General features: G+C 72.0%; 16 protein-coding genes and 3 tRNA genes. 12 read left to right on the top strand and 7 right to left on the bottom strand.

Going from position 1 to position 19,115, the window contains the following annotated elements:
* Positions 1-3: 3 nt before the first annotated feature.
* Entirely contained in the window at positions 4-1,206 is a 1,203-nt protein-coding gene (locus ACILR4_RS09120; RefSeq protein ID WP_395700534.1) for a class I SAM-dependent methyltransferase, read from the top strand.
* 13 nt (positions 1,207-1,219) lie between these two features.
* Here the strand turns inward: ACILR4_RS09120 and ACILR4_RS09115 are convergent, their stop codons facing one another.
* The 6 genes from ACILR4_RS09115 to ACILR4_RS09090 all read right to left on the bottom strand — a co-directional run bounded on the left by ACILR4_RS09115 (position 1,220) and on the right by ACILR4_RS09090 (position 10,314).
* On the bottom strand, positions 1,220-2,626 hold the full coding sequence (locus tag ACILR4_RS09115) for an efflux transporter outer membrane subunit (protein ID WP_395700533.1): 1,407 nt from the start codon (positions 2,624-2,626) through the stop codon (positions 1,220-1,222).
* A gap of 250 nt (positions 2,627-2,876) precedes the next feature.
* Positions 2,877-4,787 (bottom strand): hypothetical protein, encoded by a 1,911-nt coding sequence (locus tag ACILR4_RS09110; RefSeq protein ID WP_395700532.1) that lies wholly within the window; start codon positions 4,785-4,787, stop codon positions 2,877-2,879.
* Between the two features lie 100 nt (positions 4,788-4,887).
* Entirely contained in the window at positions 4,888-6,231 is a 1,344-nt protein-coding gene (locus tag ACILR4_RS09105) for a S8 family serine peptidase (RefSeq protein ID WP_395700531.1), read from the bottom strand.
* 132 nt (positions 6,232-6,363) lie between these two features.
* Positions 6,364-9,156, bottom strand: a complete 2,793-nt coding sequence (locus tag ACILR4_RS09100; protein ID WP_395700530.1) for a CHAT domain-containing protein — start codon at positions 9,154-9,156, stop codon at positions 6,364-6,366.
* Positions 9,153-9,665 carry a carboxypeptidase-like regulatory domain-containing protein gene (locus tag ACILR4_RS09095; protein WP_395700529.1) on the bottom strand — a complete coding sequence of 171 codons (513 nt, stop codon included), beginning with the start codon at positions 9,663-9,665 and terminating at the stop codon, positions 9,153-9,155. Before ACILR4_RS09095 ends, ACILR4_RS09100 begins: the two co-directional genes overlap by 4 nt.
* A gap of 76 nt (positions 9,666-9,741) precedes the next feature.
* Positions 9,742-10,314, bottom strand: a complete 573-nt coding sequence (locus ACILR4_RS09090) for an RNA polymerase sigma factor (RefSeq protein WP_395700528.1) — start codon at positions 10,312-10,314, stop codon at positions 9,742-9,744.
* Between the two features lie 53 nt (positions 10,315-10,367).
* Between ACILR4_RS09090 and gph the strand changes: the two genes are divergently transcribed.
* Complete coding sequence (gph, locus tag ACILR4_RS09085) at positions 10,368-11,054, top strand: phosphoglycolate phosphatase (RefSeq protein ID WP_395700527.1); 687 nt, start codon at positions 10,368-10,370, stop codon at positions 11,052-11,054.
* Here gph and ACILR4_RS09080 read toward each other — a convergent pair.
* Positions 11,040-11,651 carry a chalcone isomerase family protein gene (locus tag ACILR4_RS09080; protein WP_395700526.1) on the bottom strand — a complete coding sequence of 204 codons (612 nt, stop codon included), beginning with the start codon at positions 11,649-11,651 and terminating at the stop codon, positions 11,040-11,042. The genes gph and ACILR4_RS09080 overlap by 15 nt on opposite strands.
* Before the next feature lie 432 nt (positions 11,652-12,083).
* Between ACILR4_RS09080 and trpE the strand changes: the two genes are divergently transcribed.
* The 10 genes from trpE to tuf all read left to right on the top strand — a co-directional run.
* The gene (gene trpE / locus ACILR4_RS09075) at positions 12,084-13,559 is read left to right on the top strand and encodes an anthranilate synthase component I (protein WP_395700525.1); all 1,476 of its coding nucleotides are present in this window, start codon (positions 12,084-12,086) and stop codon (positions 13,557-13,559) included.
* A 12-nt stretch (positions 13,560-13,571) separates the two neighbouring features.
* On the top strand, positions 13,572-14,162 hold the full coding sequence (locus ACILR4_RS09070; protein WP_395700524.1) for an aminodeoxychorismate/anthranilate synthase component II: 591 nt from the start codon (positions 13,572-13,574) through the stop codon (positions 14,160-14,162).
* Positions 14,159-15,190: a low-specificity L-threonine aldolase gene (gene ltaE / locus ACILR4_RS09065; RefSeq protein ID WP_395700523.1), complete on the top strand. Its 1,032-nt coding sequence runs from the start codon at positions 14,159-14,161 to the stop codon at positions 15,188-15,190. Before ACILR4_RS09070 ends, ltaE begins: the two co-directional genes overlap by 4 nt.
* Positions 15,191-15,206: 16 nt before the next feature.
* Positions 15,207-16,241, top strand: a complete 1,035-nt coding sequence (trpD, locus tag ACILR4_RS09060) for an anthranilate phosphoribosyltransferase (protein WP_395700522.1) — start codon at positions 15,207-15,209, stop codon at positions 16,239-16,241.
* A 23-nt stretch (positions 16,242-16,264) separates the two neighbouring features.
* Positions 16,265-17,053: an indole-3-glycerol phosphate synthase TrpC gene (gene trpC, locus ACILR4_RS09055; RefSeq protein WP_395700521.1), complete on the top strand. Its 789-nt coding sequence runs from the start codon at positions 16,265-16,267 to the stop codon at positions 17,051-17,053.
* The gene (locus tag ACILR4_RS09050) at positions 17,053-17,772 is read left to right on the top strand and encodes a uracil-DNA glycosylase (RefSeq protein ID WP_395700520.1); all 720 of its coding nucleotides are present in this window, start codon (positions 17,053-17,055) and stop codon (positions 17,770-17,772) included. Before trpC ends, ACILR4_RS09050 begins: the two co-directional genes overlap by 1 nt.
* An 81-nt stretch (positions 17,773-17,853) precedes the next feature.
* Positions 17,854-17,939, top strand: a tRNA-Tyr gene (locus ACILR4_RS09045).
* A gap of 61 nt (positions 17,940-18,000) precedes the next feature.
* A tRNA-Gly gene (locus ACILR4_RS09040) sits at positions 18,001-18,074 on the top strand.
* 65 nt (positions 18,075-18,139) lie between these two features.
* Positions 18,140-18,214: transfer RNA gene (locus ACILR4_RS09035), tRNA-Thr, on the top strand.
* Between the two features lie 46 nt (positions 18,215-18,260).
* On the top strand, positions 18,261-19,115 hold an 855-nt coding region (tuf, locus tag ACILR4_RS09030), incomplete at its 3' end, for an elongation factor Tu (RefSeq protein ID WP_395700519.1).

The following is a 19,115-nucleotide window of genomic DNA, read 5'->3' as shown; positions in this document are numbered from 1 at the left end:
ACCATGCCCACGCCCCTCGATCGATCGCCCCGCCTGCGGCCCTCGCCCGCGTTCGTCCAGCAGTTCACGATGGACGGGCGCCCCTTCGTCGCGCAGGACACCGAGCCCTACATCCAGTACTGGCTGAGCGAGCGCTACCGCCTGCTGCTGGCCCTGTTCGGCACGCGCCAGGGCCTGCGGGCCGAGGACGCCGTGGCCGCCTGGCACCGCCTGCACGGCAGCACGCCCGGCGGGCCAGAGGACCTGCGGCTGCGCCGGGCCATCGACGACCTGCACGGCGCCGGCGTGCTCGTCGGCCGGGACGAGGACACCTCGCGTTATGACCGCCGCATCGCGGCGGACTACGTGGCGCACCGGCCGTTCCCGGCCGAGATCGCCCGCCACCTGGTGCAGGCGGCCGGCATCGGCCCGGCGACGCGCGTGCTCGACCTCGCCGGCGGCCCCGGCGACCTGGCCTTGCAGCTGGCGGCGCATTCGCGCGCGGTGACGTTGCTGGAGCTCTCGCGCGGGTTCACCCGCTTCGCCGCCGCCCGGGCGCGGGCGCAGGGCCTGGCGCTGAGGACCGAGCACGAGTCCGCCAACCGCCTGCCGCAGCGCGACGAGCCATGGGACGTGGTGACGGTGTCGCAGGCGCTGCACTGGCTCGACGACGTGCAGGTCTGCCGCGGGGTCTGCCGCGGTCTGGCCGACGACGGCAGCTTCTTCGTCGTGCACAGCGCCATCGAGCTGCCCGATGGCCATCCGCTGGGCTACCTGCTGGGCCACGATTCGGTGCTGGGGGCCAAGCCGCGCCAGCCCTTTGCCGACGAGGTCCAGCCCCTGCTGCAGCGGCTGGCGCTGCTGCTGCAGGCCCTGCATGTGGGCCCGGTGCAGCGGGTGGATCTGCGCGAGTCGGGCCAGGGCGGCCGCGCGCCGATCGGCGTGGCCGGCGTCGCGCTGTTCCGCCAGCGCCGCCCGTTCGGCCCCGGCTTCGCGCGCGGCTTCCTGACGCCGCGCCACATCGAGCTGACCGGCCAGGCCCCGGCTGCCTTCTGGCAGGACCTGCAGGCGCGCTGCGCAGGCCTGCCGGACACCGCCTTCGAAGGCTGTCACCGCTGGGCCGTGCTGCACTTCCGGCGCGGCGCGCCGGTGCAGGCGCTGCCGGCGCTGGCCAGCGCGCCGGAGCAGGCCATCGGCCTCCAGCCCTGGGCCGCCGCCGCGGGCTGAGATCTGACGCGGTCTATCGCTGCGCCAGGGCGGCTTCCGCCGCCGTCCAGCCGCCCCCCAGCGCGCGGCGCAGGCCGACCAGGGCCAGGCCCAGTTCGGTGTCGGCGCGCACGCGGCGGCGCTGCAGGTCACCCGCCGCCTGGCGCGCCTCCAGCCACTCCAGCTGGCTGGCCAGTCCGAGCTGCCAGCGCTGGTCGGCACGCGCCTGCGCCGCCACCGCGCGCGCGGCGGCGGCCGCCAGCAGCTCGCGCTCGGCGCGCCGCGTGCTGACGGCCACCAGCTGGTCTTCGGCATCCTGGAAGGCCAGCAGCACCTGCTGGCGATAACGCGCCAACTGATCGGCCGCGGCGGCGTCGGCCTGCCGCTCCCGCGCCGCCTGGCGCCCGCCGTCGAACAGCGGGGCGGTGAGCAGCGCGCCCAGGCTCCAGGTCCGCAGGCTGGCCTGCAGCAGCGTGGCGAGGCTGGCGGAGGCCTGGCCGGCGCCGGCCGTGAGCGTCAGCGTGGGCCACGCGGCGGCGCGGACCTCCCGCCGGCCGGCCTCGGTGGCGGCGAGCGCCCGCGCGGCGGCTTGCACGTCGGGCCGGCGCGCCAGCATCGCGGCCGGCAGGCCGGCGGGCACTTCGGGCCAGCGCGGCGACCCCTCGGCCTGCGCGGGCCAGTCGACCGTGCCGGCACTGCGCCCCAGCAGCACGGCCAGCGCATGCAGGGTCTGCTGGCGCTGGCGTTGCAGCGCCGGCATCTCGGCTTCGGCGGCACGCGCCGCGGCTTCGAGGCGGTCGGTATCGGCCTGGCCGATCGTGCCGGCCGCCAGGCGACGGCGGGCGACGTCGGCCGCCCGCGCGTGGGCGTCGGCCACGTCGCGCGCGACGGTGAGTTCGGCGTCCAGGCCGCGCAGCCGGATGCCGGCGGCCGCCACGGCGGTCGCCACCTGCCAGCGGGCGGCCGCGAGCTGGGCGGCGCGTTCCTCGCGGCGCCAGCCGGCTGCGTCGGCGGCGCGGGCGAGCGCGCCGGCCGCGTCGGCGTCCAGGCGCAGGCTGGCGCCGGCCTGCAGCAGGCTGCCCTGGCTGCCGGCATCGTTCAGCAACGGTCCGCCCTGGCGCGCGGCCGAGAGGCCGCCGGCCAGCGAAGGCTGCCGCTGGGCGCGCGCCAGGTCCAGCAGGGCGCCGGCCTCTGCCAGCCGGGCGGTGGCGGCTTCGACCTCGGCATTGGCCGACAGGGCCTGTTGCACCAGGCGGTCGATCTCGGCATCACCCCAGTCCACGTCGTCGCTCGGCGCTGGCGGTGTCTCGCGATCCGGCGCCGGGGCGGCGCGGAAGCGAGCCTGTTCGGGCCACGCGCCCGCCGACACCAGCGGTTGCGGGGCCTGCGCGCAGCCGGCAAGGGCCGCGGCGACCAGCACGGCGCTGCAGCGGCGCCGCACGGGTGGGCTCGGGTGATGCGGTGGGTGCTTCACGGGACTGACGCACCTCGGGTGCGTCCAGCGGCGCCGCCCCGGTGACCGCCGGCGGTCACCGAGGTCAGCGCGGCCCGATCAGATGCCGGCGCAGCGGCTGACCGGCGGCACGTACACCGGCGTGTCCGGGCTCTGGTGGCTCGTGTCGTCCGCACCCTTCTTGCCTGCGCGGATGTTGGTCTTGACTTGCATGGTTTTCTCCTGGTTGGTTGTGCCTTCAGGCACGGTGGGCGGCCGGCACCGTGCCGGCCGATTCGAAGGGCCGCGACGGGGTGGATCCCGGCGGCGGCGATGTGGCGGGGCCGATGTGCACGCCATGCGCATCCACGACCAGGCGGCAGTCCAGTTCTCGCGCCAGTTCGGCCACCAGGTCCGGCAGCCGGCGCGCGGCAGCGCCCTGCAGCTGGTTGTGCAGGTCGATGTCGGCCGAATCGAAGGGGCGTTGCGGCTGGGTCCGGCCGAGGTGCGCGTTGATGCGGTGCTGCGCCTCGGTGGCCAGGGCCAGCAGGTCCTGTTCCTCGGCCAGGTAGCGCGCGAGCCGGCGCGCCACGGCCCGCAACGCGAGGTCGGCGGCGCCTGCGGCCGGGCCGAAGCGCTGCCGCAGCACCGGGACCAGGGCCTGCTGCAGGGCCTGGAGGCGCTGCGCAGAAGGAGGCCCGAGGCGCTGCGCGAGCGGCTGCGGGCACTGCCCGAGCCCGCGGGCGCACTGCGCATGCATGTCGCCGTAGACCCGTTCGCGATCGGCTCGCCAGTGTTCGTTCGCCAGGTAGGTGGCCTGCCGCACGGCGTCGACGTGCGTCCGCAGGCGTGCGTGCCAGGGCCCCACCGTGGTCGGCGCGAGGGCGGCCCAGTCCGCCAGCAGCGGCAGCAGCTCGGCATAGGCGCGCGCCATGCGAGGCCACAGCGAGAAGACCACCGCATAGGCCTGCAGGCCGAGCAGCGCATAGTCCAGCGCGGGTTCCACGGCGGCCAGGGCCTGCGCGACGGCGGGCTCGACGGCCGTGCCGGCCAGTCCGCTGGGCACGGCGCCGTCGACCAGCACCGCGAGGAATTCGTCGATCATCGCCTGCGGGCCGGCACAGACGCCGTGCTCCGAGTGGAACGCGTAGTTGCGCTCGGCGTAGGCCAGGATCTCGGCCCGGCTCATCGCGGCCTGGGGCGGCAGCGTGGGCTCGCCGATCGGCACGAACAGCATCTGGTGCATCACCATGCGCAGGCCGTCCGTGACGCGGAACAGGCACGACAGCGCGGGATGCAGCGCGGCATTGGGCACCGGCGCCGCCGCGCGCTGCAGCAGGTAGGTGGGCAAGGCCAGCACCGCGGTGGCCAGCCGTTCGAGGTGGCCGACGGTCCAGCCGGTGCGCGCCTCGGGAAAGCGGCGCAGATAGGCCTCGCGCACCGCCCGCAGCGCCAGCATCATCTGCGGCCAGTGGGTGCGCATCGCCTTCAGCGCCGTGACGTTCATCGGGCGCGGCGACTGGTGCCGCGTGCCGGGATAGATGCAGGTGCGCCAGCGGGTGGGGACGTCCATGCGCAGCGCGGGCGGGAACACGTTGGCTTCGCCGACCTGGCGGCCCTCGGCATCGAGGGCCATGTGGGCGACGCGGAACACCGGCACCACCAGCTCCAGCCAGCCGGGTTCGAGGGCGCGCCCGGTGAGCTCGCGCATCAGCGCGTCACAGTCCGACCACTCGCGGGGCCGCGGATTCGGTCCCGGCGGCAGCGGCGCCGGACGGTCCAGCGCGCGCGCGGCCTCGGCGCCCAGCGCGTCGGCATGGACCAGGACACCTTCGTCCAGCAGCGTGGCCAGCAGGCTGGCCAGGCGGGGCCAGTCCTGCCCGGCGCACCAGTCCAGCGCTTCGCTGGCCCGGAAGCGTTCCTGCCGCGCCAGGGCCTCGCCAAAAGGGAACAGGTCCGGCTCGTCGAACGCGATGTCCTTGTCGTCGTAGAACAGGTGCAGCACCGGGCGCCGGTCCTCGTCGTCCAGGTACTGCACGACCATGCGCCGGTGCTGGGGCAGGGCCAGTTCGTCCTGCGGCTGCAGCGCGTGCAGCGCCCGCATCGGGCAGGGGGTGGGGAGGGTGTCGGTGGTCGCCATGATCGTCGTCTCGACCGACAGAGCGGCCATCACGGCGCCAGATACGCGCGCATCGCAACGAAATGAAAACGGGCCGCATTGGCGCGGCCCGTGTCGTGCGTGTGCGTCGCATGGACGCTCTTGATGCGCGTTACTTGCAGCCTGCCAGCGGCGCCGCCGAAGGGTTCACGGCGGTCAGTGCGTCGACCTGCCGGATGTTGCTGCCGCACAGCGGCGCACTGCCGTCGCGCAGGCGCTTGAGCACCTCCCGCGGACGCAGCTGCAGGTCCTGGCTGCGCACCAGCGCGGCCGTGCCGGCCACCAGCGGCGTGGCCATCGAGGTGCCGCTCCAGGTGGCCCAGCCGCCCGGGATGCTGCTGGTGATGCCGTCGCCCGGGCCGGCCAGGTCGATCCAGGTGCCGCTGTTGCTGAACTTGGCCAGGCGCTGGCTGCTGTCGCTGGCGGCCACCGAGAACAGGCCGTAGGCCGACTCGGCCGCCGGGTATTCCTTGACGCTGCCGCTGCTGTCGTTGCCGGCGGCGGCGATGATCACCGTCCCGACGCTGCCGTTCGCGCAGCGCCGTTCGTCGTCGGCATAGCCGGGGTCGCTGCGATCGCCGATCGGGTCGTCCGGCGTGGCCGGCGCGCAGGACGCAATCTGCGCGATGGTGTCGAGGATCTTGGTGCGCGTGAGGCTGCCCAGGCTGAGGTTGATGACATGGGCGCCGTCATCGGTGGCCGGATTGCCGTCCGGATCGATCGCGTACAGCAGCGCCTCGCCCAGCACCCACATGTTGCCGACCCCGTCGGCATCCAGCACCCGCAGCGGCAGGATGCGGGCGCCCGGCGCGGCCAGCGCCACCAGGCCGGCCACGTGGGTGCCGTGGCCGTAGGCGCCGGTGGCGCCACCGGGCACCTCGGACGGGTCGGCATCGCCGTCGACGAAATCCCGGCCGGGCAGCAGCCGGCCGGCGAAAAGCGGATGGTTCAGGTCGATGCCGGTGTCCAGCACCGCGACGCGGACGCCGGCGCCGGTGGCCTGCTGCTGGGCGTCGGCCAGGCGCATGGCCGAGGGCGCCCACTGCGCGGTGTAGGCCGCCTGCGTGCCGATGGCCCAGGGAATGGTGCGTCGGGCCTCCGGGCTGCGATGCGTGACGTTGGACTCGGCGATCAGCACATCGGGCTCCAGCGCCAGTGCCGCGACCACGTCCTTGACCCGTGCGCTGCCGACCACGCGCAGGCGGTAGATCGGCCGCGCGCCGAACTGGCCGATCAGCGTGACGGGCTGGTGCGCGAGCAGCGGCTGCAGCGCGCCGGTGCTGCGCAGCTTCACCAGGATCTCGCCCGGCACTTCGGCATCGCCGGTCGCGCCGCCACCGCCGCCGCTGCCCCCACTGCCACTCCCGCCGGAGCCACCGGAGGCGGTCGCAGCGACGCTCAGGACCAGGCAGGTGGCCAGGGTCAGGGCGGATCGGGTCAGCAGAGGGTGTCTCATGGGCGGGTGCTCAGGCAGCGGCAGGTGGGCGTTCCGGCAGGACAGAGCACCGAAGCGTCCGTTGGATACCGGTTGACCGTTCGTGTACGCGCGGACAGCGCGTTTGCGTCCGCCCGAAATGGAAAGCGCGTGCTACCAGCCGCCGAACAGCGTGAAGGCGGCCCAGTGGCAGGGCTGCGGGTGGCTGCGGGCCAGCGCGACCTGCGCGGCACGCAAGGCCTCGCCGGCCGTCTGGCCGCACTGCAGCGCCGCATGGAAGTGCGCCATGAAGGCAGCGGTCACGTCGTCGCGCACCGGCCACAGGGCGGCCAGCACGCGGGCAGCGCCGGCCACGAGGAAGGCGCGCACGAGCCCGACCTGCTCGTCGCCGGCGGCCTCGTCGGCCAGGGCGGTGTCGCAGGCGCTCAGCACCACCAGGCCGGCCGCCAGCGGCAGGCGCTCGGCGCGCTCCACGGTCATCGGCCCGTCGGCCAGGTGCAGGGCCGAGAAGCGCGGGCTGTCGGCGCGGAACTGGGCGTGGCAGGCCAGGTGCAGCACGTCGGCCGCGGGCGCCGCGGCCTCGAGGGCGGCGCAGCTGGCTGCGGCGCCCACCAGCAGGTCGGCGCTCGGATAGCAGGCGGCGACGGTGCGCGCCTCGGCATCCGCCCACGGCAGGGCCGAGGACTCGCCGATCACCACCGCGTGCCGCGGCACGCGGTGGGCATGCCGCAGGCCGTGCAGCGCGGCCTGGGCGCTGGCCGCCTGTGCCAGGACCAGCCGATGGCCGAGGGCTTCCGGCGCATCGCCAGGCTGCGCATCGCCCGGCCGCGCATCGGCTGGCAGCGCGGCGAACGGCAGGCTGGCCAGCGGTCCGTGCGGCACGATGAGCACCTGCGTCGCGCCGGCCAGGCTCGCCGCCAGCGGTGCCCACAGTTGCTGGTGCAGCTGGCGCAGCCGCTGCTGCATCCGCCCGGCGATCTGCGCCTGGTGCGCGGCCAGGCGGACGTCGGCCTGCTGCTGGGCGTCGAGCTGCAGGCGGGCGGACTGCACGCTGCGCACGACATCCGCCTCGGTTGCCAGCGCCCGCTGCAGCACCAGGCGATCTGCCCGGACCACGACGGCGAACAGCTCGCCGTCCAGGGCGCCGTATTCCACCAAGGCCTCGCCAGGGGCCAGCCCGGCCTGCAGCGCCGCCGGGTCGAACCGGGCGTCGGCAGCGCTGGCGGCCGCGGCGCCGCCGGCCAGCCGTGCGCGCCGCGCCGATTCCAGCAGCTGGTGCTCGGCCGCCCGCAGGTCCGCCTCCAGCGCAGCCGACGGCTCGCCGTCCTCCTGCAGGCGGCGCACGCGTCGCGCCAGCCAGTTCACACGCTCGCGCAAGGCCGGGTCCGCGTCCGCCAGCGGCGTGTCGGCGCCGGCCAGCCGGTCGGCCAGCGAGCGGGCGCGGTAGCGCTCCAGTTGGGTCAGCACGTCCGCGGCGTCGCCGTCGGCCAGGGCCAGCCGCAGGCGCGCGCGGTAGGGCAGCAGCTGGTCGGTCAGGAAGGCACTGCGGAATTCGTCGCCGGGCAGGGCACGGCGCTGGTCTTCGAGCAGGTCGATCGCCGCTTCGAACGCGGCTGCGGCTTCGCCGGCACGGCTTTCGGCCCAGGTCAGCAGGCCCAGGCCGCTCAGGCAGCGCACCTGGGCGGGCAGCTGTCCGCGCAAGCGGGCATCGGCCAGCGCGGCTTCGTACGCACCGCGGGCAACGGACCGGGCGGCGCTCGCCTCGGGTCCGTCGGGCGGGGCGGCCGCTGCCAGCGCCTCGGCGCGCAGCACCGCGGCGCGCGTGGCGCCCTCCGCATGGCCGCTGCGGGCCAGTGCCGCGGCGGCGGCCTGGGCCTGCTGCAGTGCGCCGGCCGCATCGCCTTGCGCCAGCGCCAGCTCGGCCAGCGCGAGCTGCACGCTGGCCTGGCCGACCTCGTGGGCCTGGACCGCAAAGCGCTCGGCTGCGGCCTGGAACGAGTCGCGGCTGGCCTCCCGGCGGCCCCTCAGCGCGAGTGCACGGCCACGCTGCGCGAGCGCGAAGGCTTCGTCTTCCGGCAAGGCCAGCGTGCGGAAGCGCTGGATCGCCGCGTCGAACAATGCCAGCGCCTCCGGCAGCAGGCGCAGCTCGAGGTAGGTGTCGGCCAGCTGCTTCTCGGCCACCGCCGTCCAGTGCGGCAGGCCCAGGGCTTCGAAACCGCGCCGGGCCGATTCCATGCCCTGCAGCGCGGTGTCGTACTGGCCCCGCGCCAGCTGCACCAGGGCCACCGATTCGTCGATCATGGCCAGCGACTGGCGCAGGTCGTGGCGCTGCGCGCGCACGCGCGCCCGGGCGTAGATGCGCAGGGCCTCGTCGAAGTCGCCCATCGAGCTGAGGGCGGCGGCGAGTCCCAGGTCGGCGAGGACCGAGTGCTGGTGGTCGGACCGGCGCGCGAACAGCACGGCCGCCTCGCGGTAGTGGCGCGCGGCCTGGGCATAGGCATCGCGGCGCAGCAGCAGCCCGCCCAGGTTGAGGCTGACGCGTCCCGCGGCGGCCAGGTTGCCCAGGGCCCGCAGCGCCTGCTGGGCGGCCTGCGCACAGGCGGCGGCGGCCTCGTGCTGGCCGAGCATCGACAGCGCCATGATCTTCGGCACCTGGGTCTGCGCGGCGGCGTCGGCCTCGCCGGCCTCGCCGAGCGCGCGCTGCGCGTCATCGAATGCGGCGACCGCCTCCGCCATCTGCCCCTGGGTGACGTCGGCAATGCCCGCGGTCCAGCGGCCGAGTCCGCGCACGAGGGCGGCTTCGCGCGCCGGCAGGTCGTCGCAGCGCAGCTCGGCCAGTTCGCGGGCGGCCGCGGCGGCCTGGGTCGGATCGCGCGACCAGGCCTCGTAGCAGGCCTCCTTCAGGGCCCAGGCCCGGGCCACCCGCGCGTCGGCCGGTGGATTCAAGCGGCCGGCGCCCCGACGTCGAGCGGTTCCACCATCACCGGCGCATCGCCCACATGCAGCAGCAGACGGTAGCGGCCGGCGCGGACGCCGTCGATGCGGAACTCGCCCAGGTCGTCGAGTTCGGCGCTGTGGCGCTGGCCGGCGTCCATCGAATCCAGTTCGATGCGGCCGCTGTCGTCCGGCCCCAGCACCTGGCCGCTGAGCACGAAGTGCTCGGGGCCGGGCGCGATGCGCAGGTCGAGGTCGCGACCCTGCGCGCTGTACAGCAGGTGGCGGGTCGGCTGGCGAGACGAGCGCAGGCCTTCGGCGGTGGCGTGCTGGGCCCAGCTGTCGAAGGTGAGCACCGCGCGCACCAGGCGGCCCAGCGCCGCGCCGGCCGCGGCCAGCGGCGAGGGCATCAGGGCCACGGCGGCCTCGCGCCACGCGGCCGGGGCGGCCGGCAGCTCGCGCTGCGCCCGTGCCAGGGCCGCGCCCAGCTCTTCATCGCTCATGTCGTGCAAAGGTTTCATGTCGCTTCTGCCAGGGGCCTGGCACGACAGAGCTGCCAGGCGGGGCCCAGATACCTGCTGGCCAAGGGATGGCGTGTCATTCCAGCACCAGCTTGCGCAGCTTGTCCAGGCAGCGGCTGCGGGTGGGGCCGATGCTCCCCACCGGCAGGCCCAGGCGCTCGCCCACCTCGGTGTAGGGCAGCGCCTCGTCATCGTCGCGGAAGACCAGCGCGAGCAGCGCGCGGCAACGGTCGTCGAGCCGCTGCAGGCCCTGCTGCAGGCGGTGCAGCTGCTGCAGGTCGGACAGCGCCTCCTCCGCCAGCGGGGCCTCGTCGGCCAGGGCCTCGGCCAGCGAGGGGGCCTCGTCGTCCTCGGGCGTCAGGGAGACATTGCGCCGGGCGAGTTCGCGCGTCCGCAGGGCTTCCCGCTTGGCGGTGGTCACGATCCAGGCCTGCAGGCGCTCGGGCTGGGTCAGCCGCGGCAGATGCTCGAGCAGCCGCGAGAACACGGTCTGGAAGACGTCGGCCGCATGGTGCTCGTCGAGCCCGGTGCGCCGCACGATGGCGTGCACCAGGCGCTGGTAGCGTTCGACCAGCAGGCGCCATGCCGCGGTATCGCCGGCGCGGCAGCGGGCCACCAGGTCGGCATCGGCGATGTCCGGGTCAGGCATGGTGCGGCGCATGTTAGCCGCGATGCCGGCGGTCGCCGTGGACAATGCGGGCCATGGAAAACGGCATCCGGAACCAGGGCTTGGCGTGGCAGGCTGCCATCGTCGACCTCGACGGCACGATGGTCGACACCGTCGGCGATTTCGAGGCTGCGCTCAATCGCATGCTGGACGAGCTGTGCCTGCCGCACGTCGATCGCGGGTTCATCGAACGCACGGTGGGCAAGGGCTCCGAGCACCTGATCCGCACGACGCTGGCGCACGTGGGCGCCGCCGTCGCGCTGTACGACCCGGCCTGGACGGCCTATCAGCGCCACTACCTGTCGATCAACGGCGAGCATTCGGCGGTCTACCCGGGCGTGGTCGAAGGGTTGCGCCGCCTGCGCGCGTGCGGACTGCCGCTGGCCTGCCTGACGAACAAGCCCACCGCCTTCGCCCGGCCGCTGCTGGCCCGCAAGGGCCTGGACGGGTTCTTCGCCGAAGTGTTCGGTGGCGATGCCTTCGAGCGCAAGAAGCCCGATCCGCTGCCGCTGCAGATGACCTGCCGCGCGCTGGGCAGCGAGCCGTCGCGCACGCTGATCATCGGCGACTCGAGCAACGATGCCCGTGCCGCCCGGGCGGCCGGCTGCCCGGTGGTGCTGGTCAGCTACGGCTACAACCACGGCGAGCCCGTGGCCGCCGCGGGGGCCGATGCGGTGATCGACCGGCTCGACGCGCTGCCGCTGGCGTCAGTTCTCGCCTGAGCGCTGCGGCGGGCGGCCGAGCAGCGACTCCTTCAGCGTGCGATCGGCCGGCTGCTTGCCGAGCCAGATCATCAGCAGGCTGCTGAAGAATTCCGGCTCCTTGATGGATTCGCCGGCCGGCTTGCCGTTCACCAGCACGGTGGTGCCGACGCCGGGCACGTACTCGACGCTGAAGTTCTCGCCGGCGGTCAGCTTCTTGCGCGTCGAGAAGATCTCGCCCATGCGGATGGTGCCGGGGATGGACTTCGCGAACATCTCGCGCGGCGCGTTGTCTTCCATGCCGCGGGTGAACAGCTTGCCGAGTTCGTTGCCGTCGATCTCGCGCAGCATCACGATGTGGAGGCGCTTCGGCCCGGTGTTGGCCAGCACCGCCTCGGGCGTGGAGGCCTTGGCATTGAGGTACAGGCCCGCGGTGTAGACCTTGAAGAAGGCCTTGTAGCGGATGCCGGCGCCGTTGAGCTGCAGCGTCGCGCCACCCACCTGCGCGCTGGGTTCGTACTTGACGTTGGCGGTGTCGAAGTGCTGGGCCGAGGCGGGCAGTGCGGCCAGCAGACACAGGCTGACGACGAAGGTCAGCAGCGAGCGGATGGTCTTCACGATGATGTCCTGATGGGGGAGGCGCGGCCTGCGAAGCGCTGGTACCGGCCAGAACCAATAAGTATGCGGATGTTTCCGTCCCGGCGGAAGGTCGGAAAGCGCGCAAACCCGGGCCTCGCGTGCTGCAGGCCACGCGGCCGCTGCTAAACTGCGCGCCCATCATGTCCATCTCGTGCCATCAGACCGTCCTCGCGACGATCAGGTCCATCGACCGGGGAGCCTGGCCCTGGCGACCCTGCAGTCCTGTCTGATGTGCCGCCGGCCGCCGGGCCGCTTCTCTTCCCCCGTTGTCTGTTGAATCCGCCCGGTTCGCGCCTCACGGCCTCGCGGGGTGTGCGCTGCCGCCGCCCCAGCCGCTGAACATCCAAGCCCCGTCGACAGGCGCGCGTGCCACAGCCGCCGCCGCACCGGGCCGAGAAGGAAAACGAACCCGTGATCACCGAACTTGAATTCAAGAGCCTCGCCGCCCAGGGCTTCAACCGCATTCCGCTGCTCAGCGAGGCCTTTGCCGACCTGGAAACCCCGCTGTCGCTGTACCTGAAGCTGGCCGGCGGGCAGAAGCACAGCTTCCTGCTCGAGTCCGTGGTGGGCGGCGAGCGCTTCGGCCGCTATTCGTTCATCGGCCTGCCGGCGCGCACGCTGTTGCGCGCCACCGGCCGGACCACCGAGATCGTCACCGACGACCGGGTGGTCGAAACGCACGAGGGTAATCCGCTGGACGTGATCGCCGACTACCAGCAGCGCTTCCGCGTGGCGCTGCGGCCGGGACTGCCGCGCTTCTGCGGCGGTCTGGCTGGCTATTTCGGCTACGACGCGGTGCGCTACATCGAGCCCAAGCTGGCCAAGACGCACAAGCCCGGCGGCCTGGACACGCCCGACATCCTGCTGCTGCAGACCGAGGAGCTGGCGGTCATCGACAACCTCTCGGGTCGGCTGTACCTGATCGTCTACGCCGACCCCGGCCAGCCCGAGGCCTACTTCAAGGCCAAGCGCCGGCTCGGCGAACTGGCGGACAAACTGCGCTACTCGGTCACCGCGCCGCCGGTCAAGCGCGGGCCTTCGTACGCGGTGGAGCGCGAGTTCTCGAAAGAGGCCTACCTGGCCGCGGTCGAGCGCAGCAAGGAATACATTGCCGCCGGCGACATGATGCAGGTGCAGATCGGCCAGCGCCTGAAGAAGCGCTACACCGAAAGCCCGCTGTCGCTGTACCGCGCGCTGCGCTCGCTGAACCCCAGCCCGTACATGTACTTCTACGACATGGGCGGCTTCCAGATCGTTGGCGCCTCGCCGGAGATCCTGGTGCGGCACGAGCACACCGAGCAGGGCGACAAGATCACGATCCGCCCGCTGGCCGGCACCCGCCCGCGCGGCGCCTCGCCCGAACTGGACAAGCAGACCGAAGCCGAGCTGCTCGCCGACCCCAAGGAACGCGCCGAGCACCTGATGCTGATCGACCTGGCGCGCAATGACATCGGCCGCATCGCGAAGACCGGGTCGGTCAAGGTGACCGAGGCCTTCGTCGTCGAGCGCTACTCCCACGTGATGCACATCGTCAGCAACGTCGAGGGCCTGCTGAAGGACGGCATGAGCAACATGGACGTGCTGCGCGCCACCTTCCCGGCCGGCACGCTGACCGGCGCGCCGAAGATCCGCGCGATGGAGATCATCGACGAGCTGGAACCGATCAAGCGCGGCATCTACGGCGGTGCCTGCGGTTACTTGAGCTATGCCGGCGACATGGACGTGGCCATTGCCATCCGCACCGGCATCGTCCAGAACAACACGCTGTACGTGCAGGCCGCGGCCGGCGTGGTCGCCGATTCGGTACCCGAGCTCGAATGGAGGGAGACCGAGCACAAGGCGCGGGCCTTGATCCGCGCGGCCGAGCTGGTCGAAGAAGGCTTCTGAAGGGGAACGACCATGCTGCTGATGATCGACAACTACGACTCCTTCACCTTCAACCTGGTGCAGTACTTCGGCGAGCTGGGCCAGGACGTGGCCGTGCATCGCAACGACGAGATCACGCTCGAAGGCATCGCGGCGCTGAAGCCGCAGTACCTGGTGCTGTCGCCGGGGCCGTGCTCGCCGGCCGAGGCCGGCATCTGCGTGCCGGCGATCCGCGAATTCATCGGCAAGCTGCCGATCCTGGGCGTGTGCCTGGGCCACCAGGCCATCGGCGCGGCACTGGGCGGCAGGATCGTGCGCGCCCAGCGCCAGATGCATGGCAAGGCCAGCACGCTGACGACCGATCAGCAAGGCGTGTACGCCGGCCTGCCGAAGGACTTCAGCGTGATCCGCTACCACTCGCTGGTGATCGAGCGCGAGAGCTGCCCGGCCGATCTGGTGGTGACGTCCACCTCGGAAGACGGCGAGATCATGGGCGTGCGCCACCGTGGCCTGGCCGGCACGCCGACGCCGCTGGAAGGCGTGCAGTTCCATCCGGAATCCATCCTGTCCGAGCACGGCCATGCGATGCTGCGCAACTTCCTCGACATGGGAGCGACCCGATGAAGACGATCGACCTGCGCAGCGACACCGTCACGCGGCCGACGCCGGCCATGAAGGCGGCGATGATGGACGCGCCACTGGGCGACGACGTGTTCGGCGACGACCCCAGCGTCAATGCGCTGGAGGCGCATGTCGCCGCGCTGCTGGGCAAGGAAGCGGCGCTGTTCATGCCCACCGGCACGCAGAGCAACCTGTGCGCGCTGATGAGCCATTGCCAGCGCGGCGAGGAATACATCGTCAGCCAGATGGCCCACACCTACCGCTGGGAAGCCGGCGGCGCCGCGGTGATGGGCAGCATCCAGCCGCAGCCGATCGCGCCGCGGGCCGATGGCACGATGGCCCTGGCCGACATCGAGGCGGCGATCAAGCCCGACGATCCGCACTTCGCGATCTCGCGCCTGCTGTGCCTGGAAAACACCACCGGCGGCCAGGTGCTGCCGATGGACTACCAGCGCGATGCGGGGGCCCTGGCGCGGCGGCGGGGCTTGAACTTCCACCTCGACGGTGCGCGGCTGTTCAATGCCGCGGTGGCCGGCAGCCAGCGCGAAGGCGGCTCGCCCTACGAGCATGCGCGCCGCATCGCTGACCTGTACGACAGCGTCTCCGTCTGCTTCAGCAAGGGGCTGGGCGCGCCGGTCGGCTCGGCACTGGTGGGCTCGTCCGGCCTGATCGCCCGCGCGCGCCGGGTACGCAAGATGGCCGGTGGTGGCATGCGGCAGGCAGGCCTGCTGGCCGCGGCCGCGCGCCATGCGCTGGACCACCATGTCGAGCGTCTGGCCGACGATCACGCCAATGCCCGGCGCCTGGCCGAGGGCCTGGCCGGGCTCGAGGGCGTGACGGTGGTGCCGCCGCACACCAACATCGTGTTCGTCGACCTGGCGCCGGGCCGCGACGGCAAGGCCGTCGTCGACGCTGCGCGCGAGCAGGGCGTGCTGTTCACCGGGCTGTACCGGCTGCGACTGGTCACGCACCTGGACGTGGACGCCGACGACATCGACCGCGCAGTCAGCGTGCTGCGCCGCCTCTTCTGACACCGAGACACCTGCCATGGCCATCACCAACACCGACGCGCTGACCCGCGTCATCGAGCATCGCGAGATCTTCCACGACGAGATGCTGGCGCTGATGCGCCGCATCATGAGCGGCGAGATGTCGCCGGTGATGATCGCGGCCTTCGCGATCGGGCTGCGCGTCAAGAAGGAGACGGTGGGCGAGATCGCCGCCGCCGCGCAGGTGATGCGCGAGTTCGCCACGCCGGTGGTGCTGGCCGACCGCAGCAAGCTGGTCGACATGGCCGGCACCGGCGGCGACGGCTCGCACACCTTCAACATCTCCACCGCGTCGGTGTTCGTCGCTGCTGCCGCGGGCGCGCGCGTGGCCAAGCACGGTGGGCGCAGCGTGTCGTCGACCTCGGGCTCGGCCGATGTGCTGGAAGCGCTGGGCGCCTGCATCACGCTGACGCCCGAGCAGGTGGCGAGCTGCCTGGCCGAGACCGGCATCGGATTCATGTTCGCACCGAACCACCATCCGTCAATGAAGCATGCCGCGCCGGTGCGCAAGGAGCTCGGCGTGCGCACGATCTTCAACATCCTCGGGCCGCTGACCAATCCGGCCAATGCGCCGAACCAGCTGATGGGGGTGTTCCATCCCGATCTCGTCGGCATCCAGGTGCGGGTGCTGCAGCGCCTGGGGTCCGAGCATGTGCTGGTGGTCTACGGCATGAATGGCATGGACGAGATCTCGCTGTCCGGCGAGACCATGGTTGGCGAACTCAAGAACGGCGAAGTGCGCGAGTACGTGGTGCACCCCAGCGACTTCGGCCTGCCGGTGTACGACTCGCGCGTGCTGCGCGCCGCGAACAAGGAAGAGTCGGTGCAGTGCATCCAGCGCGCGCTGGCCAACGAGGATGGGCCGGTGCGGGACATCGTGCTGCTGAACGCCGGCGGCGCGCTGTATGCGGCCGGCGTGGCCGGCTCCATTGCCGAGGGCGTCAAGCGCGCCCGCGAGGTGGTGGCCTCGGGCGCGGCGCTGGCCAAGCTGAGCCAGTTCGTCGCGGCGACGCAAGCCCTGCGTTCGGCCTGAGCGTCGGAGTCGAGGAGCATCCGATGTCCGACATCCTGCAGCGCATCGTCGCGGTCAAGCGCGAGGAGGTGGCCGCGGCGCGGCGGCTGCGCGATCTGCACTCGCTGCGTGCCGAAGCCGCAGCGCGGCATGACACCCGTGGTTTCGCGGCAGCGCTGCGCGCCCGGTTGGCTGCCGGCCAGGCCGCGGTGATCGCGGAGATCAAGAAGGCCAGCCCGAGCAAGGGTGTCATCCGCGAGCATTTCGTGCCGGCCGAGATTGCCGCCAGCTACGCGCGCCACGGCGCGACCTGCCTCAGCGTGCTGACCGACGCGCCTTTCTTCCAGGGCAGTGCGGCCTATCTGCAGCAGGCCCGTGCGGCCTGCGCGCTGCCGGTGCTGCGCAAGGACTTCATGATCGATCCGTACCAGGTGTACGAGGCGCGGGCGATGGGCGCCGATTGCATCCTGCTGATCGCCGCCTGCCTGGACGATGCCGAGATGGCCGATCTCGAAGCCTGCGCGCTGGACCTCGGACTGGACGTGCTGGTCGAGGTGCATGACGGCGACGAACTCGAGCGTGCCTTGAAGCTGCGCACGCCGCTGGTGGGCATCAACAACCGCAACCTGAAGACCTTCGAGGTGTCGCTGGACACCACGCTGGGCCTGCTGCCGCAGGTGCCGGCAGACCGGCTGCTGGTCACCGAATCCGGCATCCTGGCTGCGGCCGATGTGCAGCGCATGCGCGCGCGAAATGTCCATGCCTTCCTGGTCGGCGAGGCCTTCATGCGCGCCGAAGAGCCGGGCGAGGCGCTGGCCGCGCTGTTGGCCTGATGCCGGTGGACAACCGGCTGGTCGAGCCGCTGGATGCGGTGCTGGGTCGCGCGCCGGCCGACTGGCGGCCGATCGTCGAGCGTTGGCGCGCGAGTCCTGCCGGCCAGGCCCTGGTCGCCTTCGTCGAGGCGCGGCGGCAGGCTGGCGCGGCGATCTACCCGGCGAATGTGCTGCGCGCGCTGGAGCTGACGCCACTGGCCGCGGTGCGTGTCGTCATCCTCGGCCAGGACCCGTACCACGGCCCGGGTCAGGCGGAAGGACTGGCGTTCTCGGTGCCGGATGGCGTCAGGCCGCCCCCAAGCCTGCGCAACATGATGGTCGAACTGGCGCGCGATCTGGGCATCGAGCGTGGCGTCAACGGCCACCTGGGCGGCTGGGCGACGCAGGGGGTTCTCCTGCTGAATGCTTCGCTGACGGTCGAGGACGGCCAGCCCGCGGTCCATGCCCGACGTGGCTGGGAAGCCTTGACCGACGCCTTGATCTCGGCCACCGCGGCAGAGCCGCGGCCCAAGGCCTACCTGCTGTGGGGCGCTCATGCCCAGGCCAAGGCCGGCTTGATCGCATCGGCTGGCGGCGGCCGGCATCGGGTGCTGTGCGCCAATCACCCCTCGCCCTTGTCGGCGCGACGGCCGCCGCAGCCTTTCATCGGTTGCGGGCATTTCGGCCAGGCCCGCGCGTTCGTGGAGGCGCAGGGCGCACGGCTCGATTGGTCACGCTGATGACGATCCACAGCGTGGCGCGGGGCCTTGGGGGTTTGATTGCCCGGGCAGCGAAACCTGCTATAGTCGCGGGCTCGCTGCGGAGGGGTGCCCGAGTGGCTAAAGGGGGCAGACTGTAAATCTGTTGGCTTACGCCTACGCTGGTTCGAATCCAGCCTCCTCCACCACAGCGAAGCTCTTTTGAAACCCGCGGCAGGCGTAGGCACTGGCCGGCGGCGGGTTGGCAAGGCGGGAGTAGTTCAATGGTAGAACCTTAGCCTTCCAAGCTAATGACACGGGTTCGATTCCCGTTTCCCGCTCCAGCGCCTGCGGTCGCTACAGGTCTGGGTTCCGGCTGGAATCCATCGCAGTCCAGACCTGTGTCGATGCCCATGTGGCTCAGTGGTAGAGCACTCCCTTGGTAAGGGAGAGGTCGCGCGTTCGATCCGCGCCATGGGCACCAACTCTTCTTCATTGTCATTCGGGTTTGATCGCGAGGAGCGCGAAACATGGCAAAAGGCAAATTCGAACGTACCAAGCCGCACGTGAACGTGGGGACGATTGGTCACGTGGACCATGGCAAGACGACGCTGACGGCGGCGATCACGACGGTGCTGTCGAGCAAGTTCGGTGGTGAAGCCAAGGCGTACGACCAGATCGACGCGGCGCCGGAAGAGAAGGCGCGCGGCATCACGATCAACACCGCGCACGTCGAGTACGAGACGGCCAACCGGCACTACGCACACGTGGACTGCCCGGGACACGCCGACTACGTGAAGAACATGATCACGGGCGCAGCGCAGATGGACGGCGCGATCCTGGTGTGCTCGGCCGCTGACGGCCCGATGCCCCAGACGCGCGAGCACATCCTGCTGGCGCGCCAGGTGGGTGTGAAGTACATCATCGTCTTCCTGAACAAGTGCGACATGGTCGACGATGCCGAGCTGCTCGAGCTCGTCGAGATGGAAGTGCGCGAGCTGCTCAGCAAGTACGACTTCCCCGGCGACGACACCCCGATCATCAAGGGCTCGGCCAAGCTGGCGATGGAAGGCGACAAGGGCGACCTGGGCGAGCAGGCCATCATGCGCCTGGCCGATGCGCTGGACTCGTACATCCCGACGCCCGAGCGCGCGATCGACGGTGCGTTCCTGATGCCGGTGGAAGACGTGTTCTCGATCTCGGGCCGCGGCACCGTGGTGACCGGTCGTGTCGAGCGCGGCATCGTCAAGGTCGGCGACGAAATCGAAATCGTGGGCATCAAGGCCACGCAGAAGACCATCTGCACGGGCGTGGAGATGTTCCGCAAGCTGCTGGACCAGGGTCAGGCGGGCGACAACGTGGGCATCCTGCTGCGCGGCACCAAG

This window comes from Aquabacterium sp. (assembly GCF_044226965.1).
Lineage (GTDB): Bacteria > Pseudomonadota > Gammaproteobacteria > Burkholderiales > Burkholderiaceae_C > Pseudaquabacterium.
Note: the sequence above shows the minus strand (reverse complement) of the source record. Positions and strands in the feature narration are given on the sequence as shown.

Bases quoted from the DNA above. Each gene is read 5' to 3' on its own strand.
- ACILR4_RS09120 (WP_395700534.1), top strand. From the start codon at position 4: ATGCCCACGCCCCTCGATCGATCGCCCCGCCTGCGGCCCTCGCCCGCG.
- ACILR4_RS09105 (WP_395700531.1), bottom strand. From the start codon at position 6,231: ATGAGACACCCTCTGCTGACCCGATCCGCCCTGACCCTGGCCACCTGC.
- ACILR4_RS09110 (WP_395700532.1), bottom strand. From the start codon at position 4,787: ATGGCCGCTCTGTCGGTCGAGACGACGATCATGGCGACCACCGACACC.
- trpC (WP_395700521.1), top strand. From the start codon at position 16,265: ATGTCCGACATCCTGCAGCGCATCGTCGCGGTCAAGCGCGAGGAGGTG.
- ltaE (WP_395700523.1), top strand. From the start codon at position 14,159: ATGAAGACGATCGACCTGCGCAGCGACACCGTCACGCGGCCGACGCCG.
- gph (WP_395700527.1), top strand. From the start codon at position 10,368: ATGGAAAACGGCATCCGGAACCAGGGCTTGGCGTGGCAGGCTGCCATC.
- ACILR4_RS09070 (WP_395700524.1), top strand. From the start codon at position 13,572: ATGCTGCTGATGATCGACAACTACGACTCCTTCACCTTCAACCTGGTG.
- ACILR4_RS09090 (WP_395700528.1), bottom strand. From the start codon at position 10,314: ATGCCTGACCCGGACATCGCCGATGCCGACCTGGTGGCCCGCTGCCGC.
- ACILR4_RS09050 (WP_395700520.1), top strand. From the start codon at position 17,053: ATGCCGGTGGACAACCGGCTGGTCGAGCCGCTGGATGCGGTGCTGGGT.
- ACILR4_RS09095 (WP_395700529.1), bottom strand. From the start codon at position 9,665: ATGAAACCTTTGCACGACATGAGCGATGAAGAGCTGGGCGCGGCCCTG.
- trpD (WP_395700522.1), top strand. From the start codon at position 15,207: ATGGCCATCACCAACACCGACGCGCTGACCCGCGTCATCGAGCATCGC.